The organism is Tolypothrix tenuis PCC 7101 (genome assembly GCF_963874875.1).
GTDB classification, from domain to species: Bacteria; Cyanobacteriota; Cyanobacteriia; order Cyanobacteriales; family Nostocaceae; genus Aulosira; species Aulosira tenue.
The window spans coordinates 5,547,568-5,565,864 of record NZ_CAWNJS010000001.1 but is presented as its reverse complement, the minus strand read 5'-3'; the positions used below and the strand labels follow the sequence as shown (position 1 = coordinate 5,565,864).

Genomic DNA, 18,297 nt, shown 5'->3' with positions numbered 1-18,297 from the left:
GTAGCGTTTATTGGCAAAAATTACACCTACTTTTTGTTTATTTAAGCTACAAATTTTTGACAATTGCACCAAAGTCCGCTAAAACACGGGCATGATTGCGAAGTAGTCCTAACAAATTTAACCGATTGCGTTTGATTTCTGGATCAGAATCCATTACTAACACGCTATCAGCACCATCGAAAAAGGTACTAACAGTAGGTGCGATTTTACTTAATGCTGTTATTAACAGCTCGTAATTGCGCGATCGCTGGGCGGCTTGGGTCTGGGGTACTAATTCGACTATGGCGTTGTAGAATGCTGCTTCTGAGGACTTTTGGAAGAGTTCTTGGCGAACTAGGTTAGTTGGTTCTAACTGTTCGTTATCTAAATCGCCTTGGGCAGCTAACCTTGTGGAACGGTTTACAGTTTCATAGATGGTATCTAAAGTACCATCGCGGCGAATTTGCTGCAAGTATAAAGCGCGATCGCGGACATCTAATAAATCCTTGAGTGCCCGTTCGGTATATTCGGGGTCATTCTCTCCTAAAACGGCATTTACTAGGTCATAATCAATTTGTTTTTCTTCTTGCAATAGGGTACGGATACGTTGCAAGAAAAATTCGCGCAATGAGGTAACTAATTGTGCTTGGTCTTTGTTATATGTGGCGACAAAATCGCTGGTAATTTGTGCTAATAATTCAGCTAAATTGATTGGTAAATTTGCTGACCAGGTAATGTTAACTACAGCATTTGCTGCGCGACGTAAAGCGAAGGGATCGGAGGAACCACTGGGGATTAAACCGAGTCCAAAAATACTGACTAAGGTATCTAATCTATCTGCTAAACCGACAACTTGACCTGTGAGAGTTTCCGGTAAAATATCATCGGCTCCCCTAGGTAAATAATGCTCAAAAATTGCTCTAGCAACTTCGGAATTTTCGCCACTGGCTAAAGCGTACTTCTCTCCCATTACCCCTTGTAATTCCGGGAATTCATAAACCATTTGAGTTACAAGGTCGGCTTTACAAAGCAATGCAGCTTTGTGAACATTTTGGCATTGAGTTTCGGTTAATTGCAGTTGGTTAGCAATCTGTCCCGCAATTTTGACAATTCTATCTACCTTCAGCCGTAGAGAACCTAAATCTTCTTGGAATGTGACTGTTTCTAACTGTGGTAAAAAGCTTTCTAAAGGTTTAGCTAAATCAGTTTTGTAGAAAAATTGTCCATCAGCTAATCTAGCTCTAATTACCCTTTCATTACCCACAGCAATAATATCAGCTTTGCTAGGATCGCCGTTAGAAATGGTGATGAAATTGGGCAATAAGTCTTTGCTATTTTCAGTTTTAAATACGGGGAAATAACGCTGGTGACTTACCATCACAGTGGTAATTACCTCCGTTGGTAAGTTTAAAAATTCGTCTTCAAATTTACCCACCACCGTAGAAGGATACTCAACCAAGTTTGTCACTTCTGCTAATAAATCTGGGTAAATTTCCGTAGCACCGCTTAACTTTTGGACTGATGCCTTCACTTGTTCTTGGATAGTTGTGGTGCGTTCCTCAGCATCCACGACGACAAAAGCCGATCGCAGAGTGCTAACATAATCATTAGCTTGGGAAATTGTGACCGTTTCCGGATGTAAGACACGATGACCACGAGAAATGCGATCGCTTTTCACCACCTTAGAAGCATTGACCAACTCAATCGGCAATACCTCTGCATCTAACAAAGCCACCAGCCAGCGAATAGGACGGGAAAAACGCACATCCCCATCACCCCAGCGCATCAACCGCTTACCTTCTAAAGCATAAATCCACTGGGGCACCAGTTCTGTTAATAAATCTGCTACGGGACGACCAGCAATGCTTTTGTTGACAAACACAAAATCGCCCTTATCGGTAGGTCGAACTTGCAGCGCTTCGATTTCCACACCTTGCTTTTTCGCAAATCCCAAGGCGGCGGGTGTGGGTTTACCATCTTTAAAAGCTGCTTGTGCGGGAGGGCCTTTAATTTCTTCTTCTCGGTCTGGTTGCCGAGATGGTAGACCTTTGATCAGTACCGCTAACCGCCGTGGAGTCCCGTAAACCTCCACTGCATCACTAGTGAGGCTATGAGTAGAAAGACTTTGAGGAATTAGCGATCGCCATTGTACTATGGCATCTCCCAGAAAGCTTGCAGGTAGTTCTTCTGTTCCAACTTCCAATAAAAATTCCGGCATAAGGCAATTTGTGTAAAACAGTCAGTTTCAACAGTTTACCTCGCCTGTTATGCTGACTGCTCCCTTGGGGGCTTGCAACTCGAAAAATCCCACTTTTGTTTAGGCAGAGGGGCAGGGAGCAGGGAGCAGGGGGAGAAAGGAAATATAATCTGAGTAGATTTATGTGTAGGGTGTGTTGTCGCGAAGCGCAACGCACCTTTGTATATTACAAATCAAATATGAATCCTATATGGGAACCGCTATTAGATAATTTGTTTTTGGAAGTTCCCGACTTTTCCGATTTTTACCTATAGCCTGATGAAGTTAATTATATAGAAAACGTGCAGTAGGGAACTACTTTTATTTTCTCGTTTCTCTACCTCCAGGGAAACGAGAAATTTTCTGATCTAAACCGGAATTTCACTCATCAGTTGTGAAGTTGATCCTGCATCACTCAAAAGTAAAGTCCTATATATATAGAAAAAAACTGCTCTACCAAATACCTATGCAAATGCAATCTTCTATTTTAAAAGCACTCACAGCAACTACCCTGACATTATCTACTATTGTTAACGTTATTAATTTAACTCCAGCGATTGCCGAACCTAATCCCAAAACTCAACAACTTAATCAAGTAGTTCTGACTTTATCTGGACATCAAGAACCAGTTCGCACCCTAGCACTCAGCAAAGATGAACAGATTTTAGCTAGTAGCGGTGATGATAAAGTAATCAAAGTATGGAATCCCAAGACTGGCGTTTTAATCAGCACTTTAACTGGACATTCTGAGCGAGTAATATCTCTGGCGATGAGTCCAGATGCACAAACATTAGCTAGCGCCAGTGCTGACAAAACAATTAAGCTATGGAACCCAAAAACTGGCAAGTTAATCCGCACCTTAACTGGACATACAAATCAAGTTATTAATATTGATATTAGCCCAAACGGACAAACTTTAGTATCTACTAGTTACGATAAAACTATTAAGCTCTGGAACCTAAAAACTGGGCAATTAATTCGGAGCTTAAAACCTGGCAAAATCTCGACTGCTATTCTCATTACTCCTGATAGTAAAACCCGAATTAGTGGAATGGAAGATGGCAGAATTCAGTTATGGAATATCAGCAATGGTAGACTGCTGCGAACTTTGATTCCGCCTCGTCCAGTAAATCCCATGTATGACCAAGCGAGAGCATCCGCAGTTATTTCTCTGGCTCTCAGTCCAGATGGGCAAACTCTGATTAATGGCGGTTACGATGACAGCCATCAATCACTGCAAGAAACTGATGGTAAAAATATTAAAATCTGGAACTTGAAAACCGGGAAATTAATGCATAATTTCTCCATAGGAATTGGCCCTATTAATGCTGTAGCGATTAGTCCTGATGGCAAAACTTTTGCTATCGGCAGTTTATCCCGAGAAATTCAATTATGGGATTTGAAAACTGTAAAAGTAGTCAATAAATTGAGTGGTCATGGTGGCGGCATTTATGCTTTAGCTTGGAGCAAAGATGGTAAAAATCTCATTAGTGGTAGCGGCGATAAGTCAATCAAGATTTGGCGTGTTTAGCCTGTCCATCGCCAGCCAAGCAGTCTACTGCTAGTTAACGTTAAGCAATGCTTCTTTCCCTTGCGCTCATAGAGTAGGCTGATAAAATACTAAAAGCCGATAGACTTATAGTTAATTATTGGCGCTACAAAAGAAAAATATATTTGATGCAGATAATTGTTTATGTCGGAAAAATATCGCTTTGAAACCTTGCAAGTCCATGCTGGACAAGAACCAGCCGCCGGAACTAATGCCCGTGCTGTACCAATTTATCAAACCACATCTTATGTTTTTGATGATGCAGAGCATGGGGCGCGGTTGTTTGCATTACAAGAGTTTGGCAACATTTACACTCGGATTATGAATCCGACAACGGATGTCTTTGAAAAGCGAATAGCTGCTTTAGAGGGGGGTGTAGCTGCATTAGCCACCTCTAGCGGTCAAGCTGCACAATTTTTGGCTTTAAGTACCATCGCTCAAGCTGGAGATAATATTGTTTCTACCAGTTTTTTATATGGCGGCACCTATAACCAATTTAAAGTTTCTCTGCCACGTTTAGGAATCAACGTCAAATTTGTAGAAGGCGACGACGCAGAAAGTTTCCGTCAAGCGATCGACGATCGCACCAAAGCATTGTATGTTGAAACCATTGGTAATCCCCAATTTAATATTCCCGACTTTGCTGCTTTAGCCCATATTGCTCACGAGAATGGTATTCCCTTAATTGTCGATAATACCTTTGGTGCAGGTGGGTATTTGGCTCGACCAATTGAACATGGCGCAGATATTGTTGTGGAATCTGCAACTAAGTGGATTGGTGGTCACGGCACCTCGATTGGCGGCGTAATTGTCGATTCTGGTAAATTTGACTGGGGTAATGGTAAATTCCCCATCTTTACTGAACCATCCCCCGGTTATCACGGGCTGAATTTCCAAGAAGTGTTTGGCGTTGGTAGTCCTTTTGGCAATATTGCTTTCATCATCCGCGCCAGAGTAGAAGGGTTAAGAGATTTTGGCCCTTCATTGAGTCCATTTAACGCCTTTCTGTTATTACAAGGGTTAGAAACTCTATCTCTGCGTGTAGATCGCCATGTCAGCAATGCTCTAGAATTAGCCCAGTGGTTAGAACAGCAACCACAAGTAGCTTGGGTTAATTATCCCGGACTTCCCCATCATCCTTATCATCAGCGAGCCAAAAAATATCTTAGACATGGATTTGGTGGAGTCTTAAATTTTGGAATCAAAGGCGGATTAGAAGCAGGTAAAACCTTCATTAATAATGTGAAATTAGCAAGCCATCTAGCAAATGTTGGCGATGCAAAAACCCTCGTCATTCATCCAGCTTCTACAACCCATCAACAGTTAAGTGATACAGAACAAGTTTCCGCCGGCGTAACACCCGATTTAGTCCGCGTCTCAGTTGGTATTGAACATATCGACGATATCAAAGAAGACTTCGAGCAAGCATTTGAGAAGATTAGTCATTAGTCAGAGACGCGATGAATCGCGTCTGTACAATTGTCATTTGTCCATAGTTAGTGATTTTCTCATATTCTTCCCAATGCCCCATGACGGCAGTTGCTTCAAGCCGGGAAACCCGTCCAACGCACTGCCTCCCCCATGCCCCATGCCCTAATATAAATGAAATACCAGCACTTCATTTCACCGCAAACTCAGTATTACCATCTCTCCCAGCCGTTTGAATTAGAGGGAGGCGAAGTTTTAACTGGCGTTCAAGTCGCTTATCGCACTTGGGGAAAGTTAAACTCACAAGGCGATAATGGAGTGCTGATTTGTCATGCTTTAACTGGTTCAGCCGATGCGGATGACTGGTGGAAAGATTTATTAGGTTCCAAAAAAGCACTGGATAGCGATCGCGATTTTATCTTGTGCAGCAACATTTTAGGTAGTTGTTACGGCACTACGGGCGCAACTAGCATCAATCCCCAAACCGGAATTCCTTACGGCGCATCATTTCCCGTCATCACAATTCGGGATATGGTGCGTTTACAAGCTGAACTGATTAAATATCTGGGAATTAAATGTCTACAACTAGTAATTGGGGGTTCCCTCGGTGGAATGCAAGTACTAGAGTGGGCTTTATTATATCCAGAAATCGTGAGAGCGATCGCACCCCTTGCCACTTCCGGTAGACATTCAGCTTGGTGTATCGGATTGAGTGAAGCCCAAAGACAAGCTATCTATGCAGATCCTCACTGGAAAGGCGGTAACTACACAGAAGAACAACCACCAAAGCAAGGATTAGCCGTAGCGCGGATGATGGCGATGAGTACTTACCGTTATTGGCACAGCTTTACAGAACGCTTTGGACGACAGTATGATGCATCTGCCGATCAATTTGCGATCGCTAGCTACTTACAACATCATGGTCAAAAGCTAGTAGATAGGTTTGATGCTAATACCTACATTACTCTTACCAAAGCAATGGATCATCATGATATTGCTCAAGGTAAAGACTATGAATCTGTTTTGCAAAGTATTCAACAACCTACTTTAGTTGTGGGTATTGATTCTGACATTCTTTATCCCCCAATCGAACAACAAGAATTAGCAGATTTTATCCCCAATTCTCAAATAGCTTGGCTAAATTCTATTTACGGTCACGATGCATTTTTAATTGATACAGATGCACTAAACAAACTAATAATTCGCTTCCGCCAAGCTTTAAATTTAGAATTCAAAATTTGTAATTCGTAACTATCTTAAATAGGGTTAAATTTTATCTATAATTTATCTCCTATATTGTTTAAAAAAATGCAGATAAGCTAAACTACATCTAGGTTGCATAATCTGAAATTGTATATTTATTGTGGGGTGGGCATCTTGCCCGCCCAATATATGCAAGTTAAATATGGAATAGCTTATTACAGGTAAATTAGGTAAAAAATAATCATTCTTGTAATACGGGTATCTTGCTCGTAGATTTTTTAGTCTTCTACTAATTCAAATAATGTCGGCGACAGATAAGTTCTTTGTAGGGGCACAGCACCATTAAGATAATTTGATATCCCAAAATATTTTGGACACTGAGACCATACCCATCTTTTTTCAAAATTGCTTTATCTTTAATATACTGTAATTTGGTAGATTTACAGTATATTAAATTATGAAGCTCAAATAATACCCATAGTTATTGACTCTAATGGCTCCTAGTAAAACGCTGCATCTACCAAACGAACTCTATCAATATCTGTTGTCTATCTCTTTGCGAGAACCGGAATTACTCTTCAAACTGCGGGAAGAGACGACACGTCATCCCAGAGCAAATATGCAAGTAGCGCCAGAACAAGGACAGTTTCTCGGTTTTTTAGTCAAACTGATTGGAGCTAAGAAGACTTTAGAGTTAGGCGTTTTTACAGGTTATAGTTCTCTCAGCGTGGCTTTAGCCTTACCACCAGAGGGTAAAATCATCGCTTGTGATGTTAGTGAAGAATTTACCAGCATCGCACGTCGTTATTGGCAAGCAGCAGGAGTAGCAGAAAAAATTGACTTGAAATTGGCTCCAGCTATCGAGACTTTAGATAAATTATTGGCAGCAGATGAAGCAGAAACCTTTGATTTTGCCTTTATTGATGCCGATAAGGAAAACTATTATGCATATTACGAAAGATTACTCAAGCTGATTCGTCCAGGTGGATTAATTGCCATTGATAATGTGCTGTGGTCTGGACGTGCAGCCAACGCAGATGTGCAAGACTCAGCTACCAATGCTATCCGAGAATTTAATAGCAAACTGCATCAAGACGATCGCATAGATTTAAGCTTGATTTCTATAGCAGATGGACTCACATTAGCAATCAAACGTTAACCAATCATGACAGGTAAATTAGACGGCAAAGTTGCAATTGTTACCGGAGCCTCTTCTGGTATTGGTGAAGCCACCGCCCTAGCGCTAGCAGCAGAAGGTGCAGCAGTGGTTCTGGCTGCTCGCAGAGGCGATCGCTTAAATGCCTTGGCAGAAAAAATTGCTACTACTGGTGGCAAGGCTTTACCTATTATTACTGATGTGACAGACGAGGCTCAAGTACAGAATTTAGTTGACAAAACAAAAACTGAATTCGGTCGCATAGATATCCTCATCAATAATGCAGGTATTGCGGTTATTGGTGCGATCGATGGTGGCAATACCTCAGAATGGAAAGAGATGATTAATCTCAATCTCTTGGGGTTGTTGTATGTCACCCATGCTGTATTACCCATTTTGAAAGCTCAAGGTGCAGGACATATCGTCAATATTTCATCCGTTGCGGGACGCACTGCCAGGGTTGGCGTTGGTGTATACAATGCAACTAAGTGGGGTGTAAACGGTTTTTCAGAATCCTTGCGGCAAGAAGTTTGTAAGCAAAATATCCGTGTCACAGTTATTGAGCCTGGGTTAGTCAATACGGAGATAAGCGATCATATTACCGACCCGGTTTTTAAACAACAAAGCGAAGCGCGTCGTCGTTCTGTGACACCTTTGGAAAGTGAAGATATTGCAGCTGCGATCGCGTATGCAGTTACCCAGCCATCTCGTGTGAATGTGAATGAAATCCTCATTCGACCAACATTGCAAGAATGGTAAATACTTAGGAAATAGGATAACAAGGTTTCAAGATTTAATACAGCAGATGCGATGTTTATGAGGTACAGCAACTAATTGAAAAAAGTAATGAGTAAGAGGTTATTTATAAAGTAAAAATAAAATTATCGTAGGATGTGTTAGGCGCTGGTTTCCAATATGATTTGTCACGAAAGAACTATCCTAGCGCCTAACGCATCATCCACGCGGCGGTGCGTTACTTAAGATTTATTTTATAAATGGTCTCTAATAAGTAAATTTCCTACTCATTACTCATTACTCATTACTCATGATGTACCTCACTTACTTCAAAAGTGCTGTAACTAATTAAATCTTGAAACCCTTATGGTATAAGAGGCGTTTCTAATTCATCTTAGAAGTAATTTATATTTTTTAATTACTTTATACCAATTCTTTATGAGGCTGCATAGAATTCGATCCCCCCTAACCCCCCTTGAAAAAAGGGGGGAACTAGAATCAAATTCCCCCTTTTTAAGGGGGATTTAGGGGGATCTAGATATATGCAACTTCATATTAAATTGGTATTAGGTGCAAAATTATTATAAAAAATTAAGTTGATAATTATAAATTACCTATTGTATTTTTACTTTTTTCAAAAAATATTAACTAATAAAAATCTTTAATTTACCAGTTGCATTTTTTTGCAAACTGTGGAAAAATTTCCTATATAGCAAAATACGGTAAATCAATCGACTTTTAGTAGTTTGCTAATTACAAATTTCCATCTGCTATCAATATTGCAGGGATACGCACAGATTTTATAGCTATTTAAGCTACTAAAACTGAGGGCAAATCAACAAACTTTTCAAGAAGCTTAGAGTTCGTGTCAAAAGTTATGAAAATACCATTTCTTCCACAACGTCGCACTGTATTAAAGCGGATGGTGCAATATACATTAGCAGGAGTTTTTGCACTATCAGCACCTTTAACAGGTAGTCTCCTTCAAAGTAGTGAAGCACAAACAAAAACTACAGGGTTTAAGTCAAAAGTCATCAATTTGGCTTATCAAACTTCGGGGGATATAGTAAAAGCTAGAAAATCTGTAGAGCCACGTTTTAAAGCATTGGGTGTAACAGTAAATTGGGTAGGGCCATTTCCTGCAGGGCCACAACTGATAGAAGCAATGAATGCAGGTAGGGTTGATATCGGTACTGTAGGAGAAACACCCCCAATATTTGCCCAAGCCGCAGGTATTACAGAGGTTGTTTATATTGCCGGACGTAGGCCTAGTAAAGGGCTAAATCAAGGTATTGTGGTGAGAGCCAATTCTCCAATTAAAAAGCTTGCAGATATCAAAGGTAAGAAAGTTGCTTTTCAAAGAGGGTCGAACGCTCATTATTTATTAGCAAAAGCTTTGAAAGAAGTAGGTTTAAAAATTAGTGATGTACAAGTTGTTGGTTTAACTCCATCAGAAGCCCGCGATGCTTTTATTCAAAATAAAGTGGAAGTGTGGGTAGCTGGCGATCCTTTTTTAGCTCTTGTGGAAAAAAGCATTCCTATTCGTAATTTGAGAAATGCAGGTGGTATTAACACCTTAGGAGGATTTTATATTGCCAGACGAAAATTTGTCTCGGAAAATCAAGAATTAGTACGAGTATTTTTAGATGAGGCAGACAAAGTTGGAGAATGGGCTGATAAAAATCCATCTGAAGCAGCCAAAGCACTTGCGGGTGAAGTAAAACTTGACCCATCAGTTTTAGAAGTAGTGTCACGCCGAACTGTTCGACGGTTAAGATCATTGACACCTTCTATTATTGCCGAACAACAACAGGTTGCTGATTTCTATTTCCAAGAAAAAATCATTCCCCGCAAAGTTAATATTCGGGATGCTGTACCTCCCTCGGACACATTACGAGCTATAATTCCTCAGAGGTTAGCTAGAAACTAAAGTAATTCGTATGACATTTGTTGGTTGTTGACTATTAACTGTAAACATTCAACAGTAAAACAAAAGCCGAAGCTCAAATATGCAGTTAGGGGCAATTTATGATTGCCCCGATAATTTGTATTTCTGTGGAAGTTCTAATTTATCTGAATGCAATTGTGTCTCACTATAAGCCATACAAAACTTTTCAATAAACTTCGTACAGTTAGACAACCAAAATAGGAAACTCTTATCTATCTTGAAATTATTTATATTGTAGTCAGCCTTTGTCATCAATCCCTGATAAATCAGTTAATCAGAAGTGATTCCTAATTCAAATTTGGATTTTTTTAACTGTTCCCACATTGTTTCAATCTTCTGATAAGCTTCCTCTGGTGAAAGTTTACCGTTTGTCTCCAACGAGGAAATATAACCAACTTTTTGAGAAAATTCTTGCAGATTTGCGTTAAATACTAAGTTCTGCGGTTTTACTTGACCATGATAGCGACTGCGAGGATAGAGAAAGCCATCTTTGATTATGCCGTTTGATTCCGCCATAATGTGCACCTGCTGGTAATCTAGAAGGCAAAATATTAGCAAGTCCTCAATTTCTTGGCAATTGATACTTTTACTAGATTAATAGGTACCGTTTAGTATTGAGGAATAAGTGTATTTCCTCAAAATCAAAGATGAATTTTTCCAATCGCTACGGATAGTACTGAAGTTGCTAGGAATCTGAGTCTATTTCCTACGTCCACCAAAGTGCAAAATTGCAGCCAAACTTAATAGGAAAAGCCCCAATGCACAAACCCCATTCCACTTTCCAATTACCCAACTATAACTACCTAGTAAAGAACCAAGTGCCCCACCACTGTAGTTAATCACCATATAAACAGTGTTCAATCGGCTCTCAGCATTGGGAACAAGATTATAAACGCGGATTTGATTGGAAAGGTAAGCGCTATGCATACCCAACTCTAAGATAATTACACCCAAAATCAGACCCATTAAATGAGTCCCTGTTAACCAGAGAATTGTAAAACCAGATAAAGCAAAACAAAGAGCGATACCTACAACGCGCCTCGCGCCCCATTTATCTACTAACCTACCTACCAGAGAACTTGTACCTGCTCCCACTAAACCGACTAAGCCAAATAATCCTGCAACTTGACTGTCATAGTTATAGACAGGCGATTCTAGCAGGAAAACTAGTGTTACCCAAAAGACATTAAAAGCGCAAAATATTAAAGCGATATTGAATGCAGCTTCCCGAAGTACAGGCTGTTGATAGGTAAGATGGGCAAGACTCTGCATTAGTTCTGGATAAGACATTTGTGATGAGGAGCGATTTTCAGGTAATTGCTGACGAATCGCTAAAGCCAGAACAATCATTACACCTGCAGAAATCCAATAAATTCCAGGCCAGCCCATTAGCTTACCCACAAAACCACTTACAGAACGAGCTAGCAAAACACTAATAATTAGCCCACTCATTAAAGTACCAATTACCTTTCCGCGTTGGTTGGGCGGCGTGATTTGGGCAACGAAGGGAAGAATTAAATGGGCAACAATGCTGCTAAACCCAAGAAAAAAACTAGCTACACCCAGCCAAATAATGTTGGGAGAAATGGCTACTGCAACTAAGGTACAACTTAGTAAGCCGAACATTTTAATAATCAGCTGTTTTCGTTCTAAGCGATCGCCTAGCGGTACTAAAAACAATAAGCCTGTTGCATAGCCTACTTGGGTAAGCGTCGGGATAAATCCTACCTGCTGTACAGAGATATGAAAGCTTCTGCTCATATCTGCTAACAGAGGTTGATTGTAATACACATTTGCTATTGCTAATCCGCAAGCGATCGCTAAGGTGAAAACAGTCGTTCGATTTGCTAGCAGATTGCTAAATGCAGTTGTATCGTTGAGCTGAGACTGCTCTTGAAAATCCATAAATATGTAGTTAATAAGTTGGGTTATTGCTTAATTTGCGGACTTATAGCAGAGTTTTTTCCCAACCAAATGACAAATCAGCATGATGCATCATTTCCCTCTACAAATTTTAGCCATCACTGATAAATATAGGCATATTTAAAAACCAGTAAAATAATTTTTATCATAGGCTAGATAATTGCTTACTAGAAGCCAGATATAGCTTTTTTTGTAGATTAAAAATAGCAATAAAGTGTACATATATTTGTACACACCAATATAATACTGTAAGTTTATCGAGATTTTGTATTTTTAAAATATCTATATAGAATAGTTACATAAAATCTCTCAAAGGGCAAGGTTTTTATAGCAAAGCTTCAGTAGGTTTAAAAACTTTGTAATTGAGTTGATTGCCAAATCATTTTATGTCATTATCTACAGGTATAGGTATTAAATACCCTTAGTAAATAGCCTGATATTTATTCGTACAAGTATTTAATATCTGGTACAGATATCTGTGAGGTAAGACATTAGAGATGAATCAAAACGCCAGCTTCACAGTAGTGGAATCATTAAGTCGCTCAAAATACGGAGATCCGAGCCTGGGTGATGATCGCTTGGTTGTTACTAAAGACTTTGTAGCTGTCTTAGATGGCGCTACAGATGCATCAGGTGCTAGTTATGATGGGCTTTCTCCTGGTCGTTTTGTAGCAGAAATAGGCGCTCAAGCTTTAGAAAATCTTGCGGCTGAGGCTAGCGCTATAGAAGCGATTGAGCAGTTAACTCAAGCAGTAAAAGAAGCATTAGCAAGAGTTCAATCAGAGACAGTACCAATTTTTGCGCCCTGTTTTGCAATCATACTCTTCTCTAATGCACGTCGAGAACTTTGGCGAGTTGGAGATTGCCAATATTTATTAGATGGAAAAGGTAACAATCCCTTCAGCAAAGTCGATGAAGTGACAACTAAGTTACGTTCTTTGATTGTGCATTCCTATCTAGCTCAGGGTAAAACAATTGACGAACTATTACAAAACGATCCCAGCCAAAATTTTTTGGTTTCTATATATAGACTGCAAGCATCGTTATGTAATTCTCCTACAGAACCATTTGGTTATGGTGTAATGAATGGTGACAAAGTCCCTGAGAAATATATTGAAGTGATTCAAATTCCCGAACAAATTAAGTCGGTAGTGCTTGCTAGTGATGGTTATCCAGATTTAAGAACAACTCTCACAGAAAGCGAGGCCATTCTCTCAGAAATGATTGCCAAAGACCCTTTATTTTATGACATTTATTTAGGTCACAGAGGACTCGCCCCAGGTAGAGAGTCATTTGACGATCGCACTTATGTTCGCTTGGAATTAGGGAATGGGGCATAGGGCATGGGAAAGATTATTGGTGGCAAAAACTGCTGTGAATGGCTGAATTATGAATATTTTCGCCAAATGGCGGCTATTAGGGAACCTGTAAGATTGTGACAAACGCTAAATATGGCTCCTGGTATTGCGGCTACTGGATCAAAATGTGCGATCGCTAATGCCACAGCCAAACCAGAATTTTGCATTCCTACTTCTATGGAAATTGTACGGCAAATAGGTTTAGGTTGACCTGTAATAGCTGCACCCATGTAACCTAAAATTAAACCGAAAACATTATGGAAAATTACTGCAATGATTACTATAGGCATAATCAACAATCGCTCGTGATTTAAGCCTACAACTGTAGCGATAATCCAAACAATTGCGAACATGGAAACTAGGGGTAATATACCTTCCATTACCAATTTGCTAGGAGTCCAAAAGTATCGAATTACAATTCCTATTAATACAGGTAACAGGACAAATTGGACTGTAGTCATTATTAATGATAACGGTTGAATTTCAACCCAATTTGCACTCAGCAACCAAATCCAAGCAGGTGTCATAATTGGGCTGATTAGTGTAGAAGCAGTGGTTAAAGCTACAGATAGAGACACATCACCACGCGCCAAAAAAGTAATAACTTCCGAAGCTGTTCCACCCGGACTAGCACCAACAAGAATTACACCCAATGCCAACATTGGTGGTAATTTCAAAACTGTAGCCGCGAACCACCCTAGGAGTGGCATGATAGTAAACTGTAGAAACACTCCTACAATTAATGCTTTACCAGCATGGCGTAAACTTTTGAGTTGCTCAAGAGTGATTGTTAAACCCATTCCTAACATCACCACTCCCAGCGCTATGGAAATATTACCACTTCCACTGGCAGTAATTTTGGGGAATAAATAACCACTGATTGCACCAATTAATACCCAAACAAAAAATAAATCTTGGCTGACTTTGATGAGACGATTAACTTGGTAAGACATTTACTGTATCTGGGTTTTTAACAACTTTTAGGGGCTGGGGAATTATCTGCAAAATGGCAATGGTATCATACTTGTGATTTCTACAGTCTGCTGAAGTTGTCAACTGTATGTGTAACTCCAAGTAGTTCACTATTGTTTTTCTATGCCATATTGTCACTTTACAACTAAATTTGCCCAAAATTCGCCCTTATTTAACTGTTAGCACTGATTTTATAAAATTATTGGCTTAACTTGAGCCGTAATTAAGCAGTGGATAATTTACGGTAAGCTAAATAGTAACTGAAATGACAAATTTAGGTAGGGTGGGTGATGAGCGATCGCACAGCTAGCGTGAATAATATCACTCAAGAATTACAGCACGTTACCGCCGACTTACACCCAGTTAATCCTCTAGCTGGATTGCTACGTTTTAGTATATTGGGTTTGATATTTATCGGCTTAGTCATATTAGCTTGGTCATTGCCAAACAATATTTTATTTGTAGTAGTAACAATTTTAGCGGGAGTTGTTTATGGCTTTTGGCTAATTTGTACCCATGATATGGCACATCAAACTTTAACTGGTTGGCAGTGGTTTGTCATTGGGTAATTGGTAATTGGTAATTGGTAATTGGAGTTGGGTGTTTGGTGTTTGGTGTTGGTAATTTCCCCAGTCCCCAATCCCCAGTCCCTAGTCCCCAATCCCAATCACTTACTACCAATAGCCTCATAGCTATTTTTATAACTAGTCAGCTTGTCTTGCACTTCTTTGGAGACTGAAGTCCCTTCTGGAATGCTTTGTAATAAGTTAATTGCTTCCTTTAATTTATCTTTTGCTTGTTGTAAAATCACCGATTCTGGTGGTGCGTTTTTGGCGATAAACTCGGCTTCTACTGCTAATTTTTGAGCAGATTCTAAGTTAGTAGCAGCTTTCTTTTCATTCAAAACTTTTTGGCTAATAGCCGCATATTTAGTACGATAGCTAATTAGTTGTTTCTTCGCTTGAGGAGAGACAGGTGTTCCTTCTGGAATACTTTCTAATAATTGCACTGCTTGTTGCCATTTGCTTTCTGCTTGCTGCCAATCTTTGAGAGGTAATGGTGGCTTTTGCACTATCAAGGAAGCTTCCAGCCCAAGTTTTTGAGAAGCTTTGAATTTATCTACAACATTTTTTGGCTGGTTACCACTTACATTGCCTGACTGTAGTTGAGTAATTTGGTGATAAATTGTCCAACCACCCAAGCCTACAAATAATATGCTAGAGGCAATGAATAAAATTGAATTGATGCGTTTTCTGGCTAAATATTTTGCAGCTTTTCCTAAGGGATTACTCTGTGGTATGCTAACTATAGCTTGTTCTGTTTGCGTTTTTAAGCTATTAATATTTTCAACTAAAATATTAATATTATTTTTATAGGATTCACAATCATTAATAAACTCTGTTAATGGTTGGAACTTGCCCATACTAGAGATAATGAAGCCATATTCATCGGATAGCCATTGTAGCTCTAGACCATTTTGCCCGCAGAATAACGATAATCCTAGTAAAATTACTAAAATAGTCTGACTGCTATTAATACTATCAAATACTATAGATAATCTCTGTTGAATTTCTAATAAATCAGATTGATAAGTAATAAGTTGCTGATTTTGAAACTCTAATTTTTTCTGATTGCCAAATGCTAAATTAATGGGAATTATTTGTTCAATTTCTCGGAATTTTTCGGGAATATTGGTATAGTTTATATTACAATTTAGCTGGCTAATAATTTGCTCATCACTTAACATATCTTTGGCTATAGACTGAAGCAATTCACCCCACTCATGCCAGCGAACCATTTGCGTTTGTAATTCGGTTAAGGAAAGCTGTTTATTAAAACTGCCAAATTTTTCGGCAATAAACCCATTATCCGTTGAAAAATTGTCAGGTATCAATACCATTCTGGCTGTACCCGCAGAAATCGCGCTATATCCATTGTGATGAGATTTTGCCAAATCTAATTCTTGAGCGATCGCCACTTGCAGATTGTGCAATTTTTCTTTAACTTCGCTTAGACGTGTTAATTCTTGCTGAATTGTTTCAGTGTTTCCCACAGTTAGCTTTAGCTCTTCAACAAGTTTTGGCAGTTCATTCAGTACCTTTTCTAATTCAGCCATAAATATCCCTTGGGGATTGTTGCAAGTGGATGCCAAACAATTAAAATTACGATGCAGCGAAGTTATGGCTTGATTAAAAAAATAACTACGCCCACTGCATACTAGTCAATACTTTCACGTAAGTGTACTAGTATCCTAGTTGAATGACAAATCTCAGCATTTACAGAGATATATTTCCCGAAAATCCTGCTAAAGTAACAAACTTAGTAGAAAATTGCAGAAAAAACCTCAAACTACTCAGTAGTTCACGCATGAATACCACTGATTTAGCTTTTACCCCAGCACTGGAGTTGGCGCAATTAATCCGTCGCCGGGAACTGTCGCCTCTAGAGTTGGTAAATGTATATCTAGAAAGAATTGAGCGGTTAAATCCCCAGTTAGGCAGCTATTTTACGGTGACGGCAGATTTAGCGATCGCAGATGCTCAAGCTAAAACAGAAATACTGGCGAATAGTTCCGAGTTACCGCCATTTTTTGGGGTACCAATTTCGATTAAAGACCTGAACCCGGTAGCTGGTGTACCTTGTACTTATGGCAATCCGGCTTTAATCAACAATATCCCTAATTATGATGATGGGATTGTCACCCGCATCAAACAAGCCGGATTTATTATCCTCGGTAAAACTGCTACTTCCGAAGTTGGTTCTTTTCCTTACAGTGAACCTATGGGATTTCCCCCAGCGAGAAATCCCTGGAATTTAGACTATACACCAGGCGGTTCTAGTGGTGGTGCAGCCGCATCTGTAGCTGCTGGTTTGAGTGCGATCGCTCAAGGTTCCGATGGTGGTGGCTCAATTCGTGGCCCTGCAGCTTGTTGTGGTTTGGTAGGCATTAAACCATCACGAGGCAGGGTAAGTAATGCACCTGTAGGCGATCGCCTGTCGGGAATTGCCACCAATGGGCCGATTGCTCGGACTGTGGCTGATGCTGCCGCACTTTTAGATACCATTTCAGGTTACGTAGTAGGCGATCCTTATTGGTTACCCGATCCGGAAACTTCCTTCCTTTCTGCTACCGAGAAACCACCCCAAGAGTTGCAAATTGCCTATACAACGATTATTCCTCCCTTGGGCGAAGCAGATAGTAGCTGTGAGCAAGGAGTTTTACAAACTGTTAAGTTGTTGGCACAATTAGGACATAAAGTTGTAGAAAAATCGCCAGATTTTAGCGGATTAATTGAACCATTTCCCATCATCTGGCAAGCTGGGGTAGGTGCTTCGGGAATTCCCGCAGAAGTTTTGCAACCAATGAACCGTTGGCTATTGGCGCGTTCTGGTTCTGCGGGTGAATATCTGCAAGCAGTATCACAAATGCAAATCGCCGCACGGCAAATTGTCGGATTTTTCCATAATGTTGATGTGCTGGTATTACCAGTTTATTTGCATTCCCCAATTCGCGTAGGTGAATGGGCTGACTTAAGTCCAGAAGACACACTCAAAGAGATTATTAACTGGATTGCTCCCTGTCCCGCAGCCAATGCAACCGGACAACCTGCGATCGCACTTCCGGTAGGATTTGATAGTAACGGTTTACCCATTAGCGTACAGTTAGTAGGCAAACCAGGAGCAGAAGCCACACTCATCAGCCTCGCCGCACAATTAGAGGCTGCAAATCCTTGGATTCAAAATCGTCCAGCTTTTGCAATCTGACAAATCAAGAATATTCTATCGCTTGGATGGCAAGGGGGTAGAGAC

At 40.0% G+C, this 18,297-nt stretch carries 14 protein-coding genes; 9 read left to right on the top strand and 5 right to left on the bottom strand.

All coding sequences use genetic code 11. From position 1 onward, the window contains the following. Positions 1-46: 46 nt before the first annotated feature. Entirely contained in the window at positions 47-2,197 is a 2,151-nt protein-coding gene (glyS, locus tag AACU25_RS21980; protein ID WP_096579269.1) for a glycine--tRNA ligase subunit beta, read from the bottom strand. Positions 2,198-2,687: 490 nt separating this feature from the next. Between glyS and AACU25_RS21975 the strand changes: the two genes are divergently transcribed. From AACU25_RS21975 to AACU25_RS21950, 6 genes are all read left to right on the top strand, one after another. Continuing rightward, a complete protein-coding gene (locus AACU25_RS21975; protein WP_321206826.1) occupies positions 2,688-3,746 on the top strand; it encodes a WD40 repeat domain-containing protein in 1,059 nt (352 codons plus the stop codon). A 162-nt stretch (positions 3,747-3,908) separates the two neighbouring features. Further along, a complete protein-coding gene (locus AACU25_RS21970) occupies positions 3,909-5,213 on the top strand; it encodes an O-acetylhomoserine aminocarboxypropyltransferase/cysteine synthase family protein (protein WP_096579265.1) in 1,305 nt (434 codons plus the stop codon). A gap of 153 nt (positions 5,214-5,366) precedes the next feature. Continuing rightward, positions 5,367-6,443: a homoserine O-acetyltransferase MetX gene (metX, locus tag AACU25_RS21965; RefSeq protein ID WP_096579263.1), complete on the top strand. Its 1,077-nt coding sequence runs from the start codon at positions 5,367-5,369 to the stop codon at positions 6,441-6,443. A 445-nt stretch (positions 6,444-6,888) separates the two neighbouring features. Beyond that, a complete protein-coding gene (locus AACU25_RS21960; protein WP_096579261.1) occupies positions 6,889-7,554 on the top strand; it encodes a class I SAM-dependent methyltransferase in 666 nt (221 codons plus the stop codon). A 6-nt stretch (positions 7,555-7,560) separates the two neighbouring features. Then, entirely contained in the window at positions 7,561-8,310 is a 750-nt protein-coding gene (locus AACU25_RS21955) for an SDR family NAD(P)-dependent oxidoreductase (RefSeq protein ID WP_096579259.1), read from the top strand. Between the two features lie 853 nt (positions 8,311-9,163). After that, positions 9,164-10,216 carry an aliphatic sulfonate ABC transporter substrate-binding protein gene (locus tag AACU25_RS21950; protein ID WP_096579257.1) on the top strand — a complete coding sequence of 351 codons (1,053 nt, stop codon included), beginning with the start codon at positions 9,164-9,166 and terminating at the stop codon, positions 10,214-10,216. A 288-nt stretch (positions 10,217-10,504) separates the two neighbouring features. Here the strand turns inward: AACU25_RS21950 and AACU25_RS21945 are convergent, their stop codons facing one another. Together AACU25_RS21945 and AACU25_RS21940 are read right to left on the bottom strand one after the other, a co-directional pair. Beyond that, a complete protein-coding gene (locus tag AACU25_RS21945) occupies positions 10,505-10,750 on the bottom strand; it encodes a DUF7219 family protein (RefSeq protein ID WP_045872239.1) in 246 nt (81 codons plus the stop codon). 183 nt (positions 10,751-10,933) lie between these two features. Beyond that, on the bottom strand, positions 10,934-12,139 hold the full coding sequence (locus AACU25_RS21940; protein ID WP_096579255.1) for an MFS transporter: 1,206 nt from the start codon (positions 12,137-12,139) through the stop codon (positions 10,934-10,936). A 515-nt stretch (positions 12,140-12,654) separates the two neighbouring features. On the opposite strand from AACU25_RS21940, the gene AACU25_RS21935 reads away from it, so the two are divergent. Continuing rightward, the gene (locus AACU25_RS21935) at positions 12,655-13,497 is read left to right on the top strand and encodes a protein phosphatase 2C domain-containing protein (RefSeq protein WP_096579253.1); all 843 of its coding nucleotides are present in this window, start codon (positions 12,655-12,657) and stop codon (positions 13,495-13,497) included. Between the two features lie 47 nt (positions 13,498-13,544). Here the strand turns inward: AACU25_RS21935 and AACU25_RS21930 are convergent, their stop codons facing one another. After that, positions 13,545-14,468 (bottom strand): bile acid:sodium symporter family protein, encoded by a 924-nt coding sequence (locus tag AACU25_RS21930; protein ID WP_096579251.1) that lies wholly within the window; start codon positions 14,466-14,468, stop codon positions 13,545-13,547. Between the two features lie 309 nt (positions 14,469-14,777). On the opposite strand from AACU25_RS21930, the gene AACU25_RS21925 reads away from it, so the two are divergent. Further along, complete coding sequence (locus AACU25_RS21925) at positions 14,778-15,056, top strand: hypothetical protein (RefSeq protein ID WP_096579249.1); 279 nt, start codon at positions 14,778-14,780, stop codon at positions 15,054-15,056. 98 nt (positions 15,057-15,154) lie between these two features. On the opposite strand, the gene AACU25_RS21920 is transcribed toward AACU25_RS21925, so the two are convergent. Then, the gene (locus AACU25_RS21920) at positions 15,155-16,603 is read right to left on the bottom strand and encodes a hypothetical protein (RefSeq protein WP_096579247.1); all 1,449 of its coding nucleotides are present in this window, start codon (positions 16,601-16,603) and stop codon (positions 15,155-15,157) included. Between the two features lie 251 nt (positions 16,604-16,854). On the opposite strand from AACU25_RS21920, the gene AACU25_RS21915 reads away from it, so the two are divergent. Further along, positions 16,855-18,252: an amidase family protein gene (locus AACU25_RS21915; protein WP_096583934.1), complete on the top strand. Its 1,398-nt coding sequence runs from the start codon at positions 16,855-16,857 to the stop codon at positions 18,250-18,252. Positions 18,253-18,297: the final 45 nt, after the last annotated feature.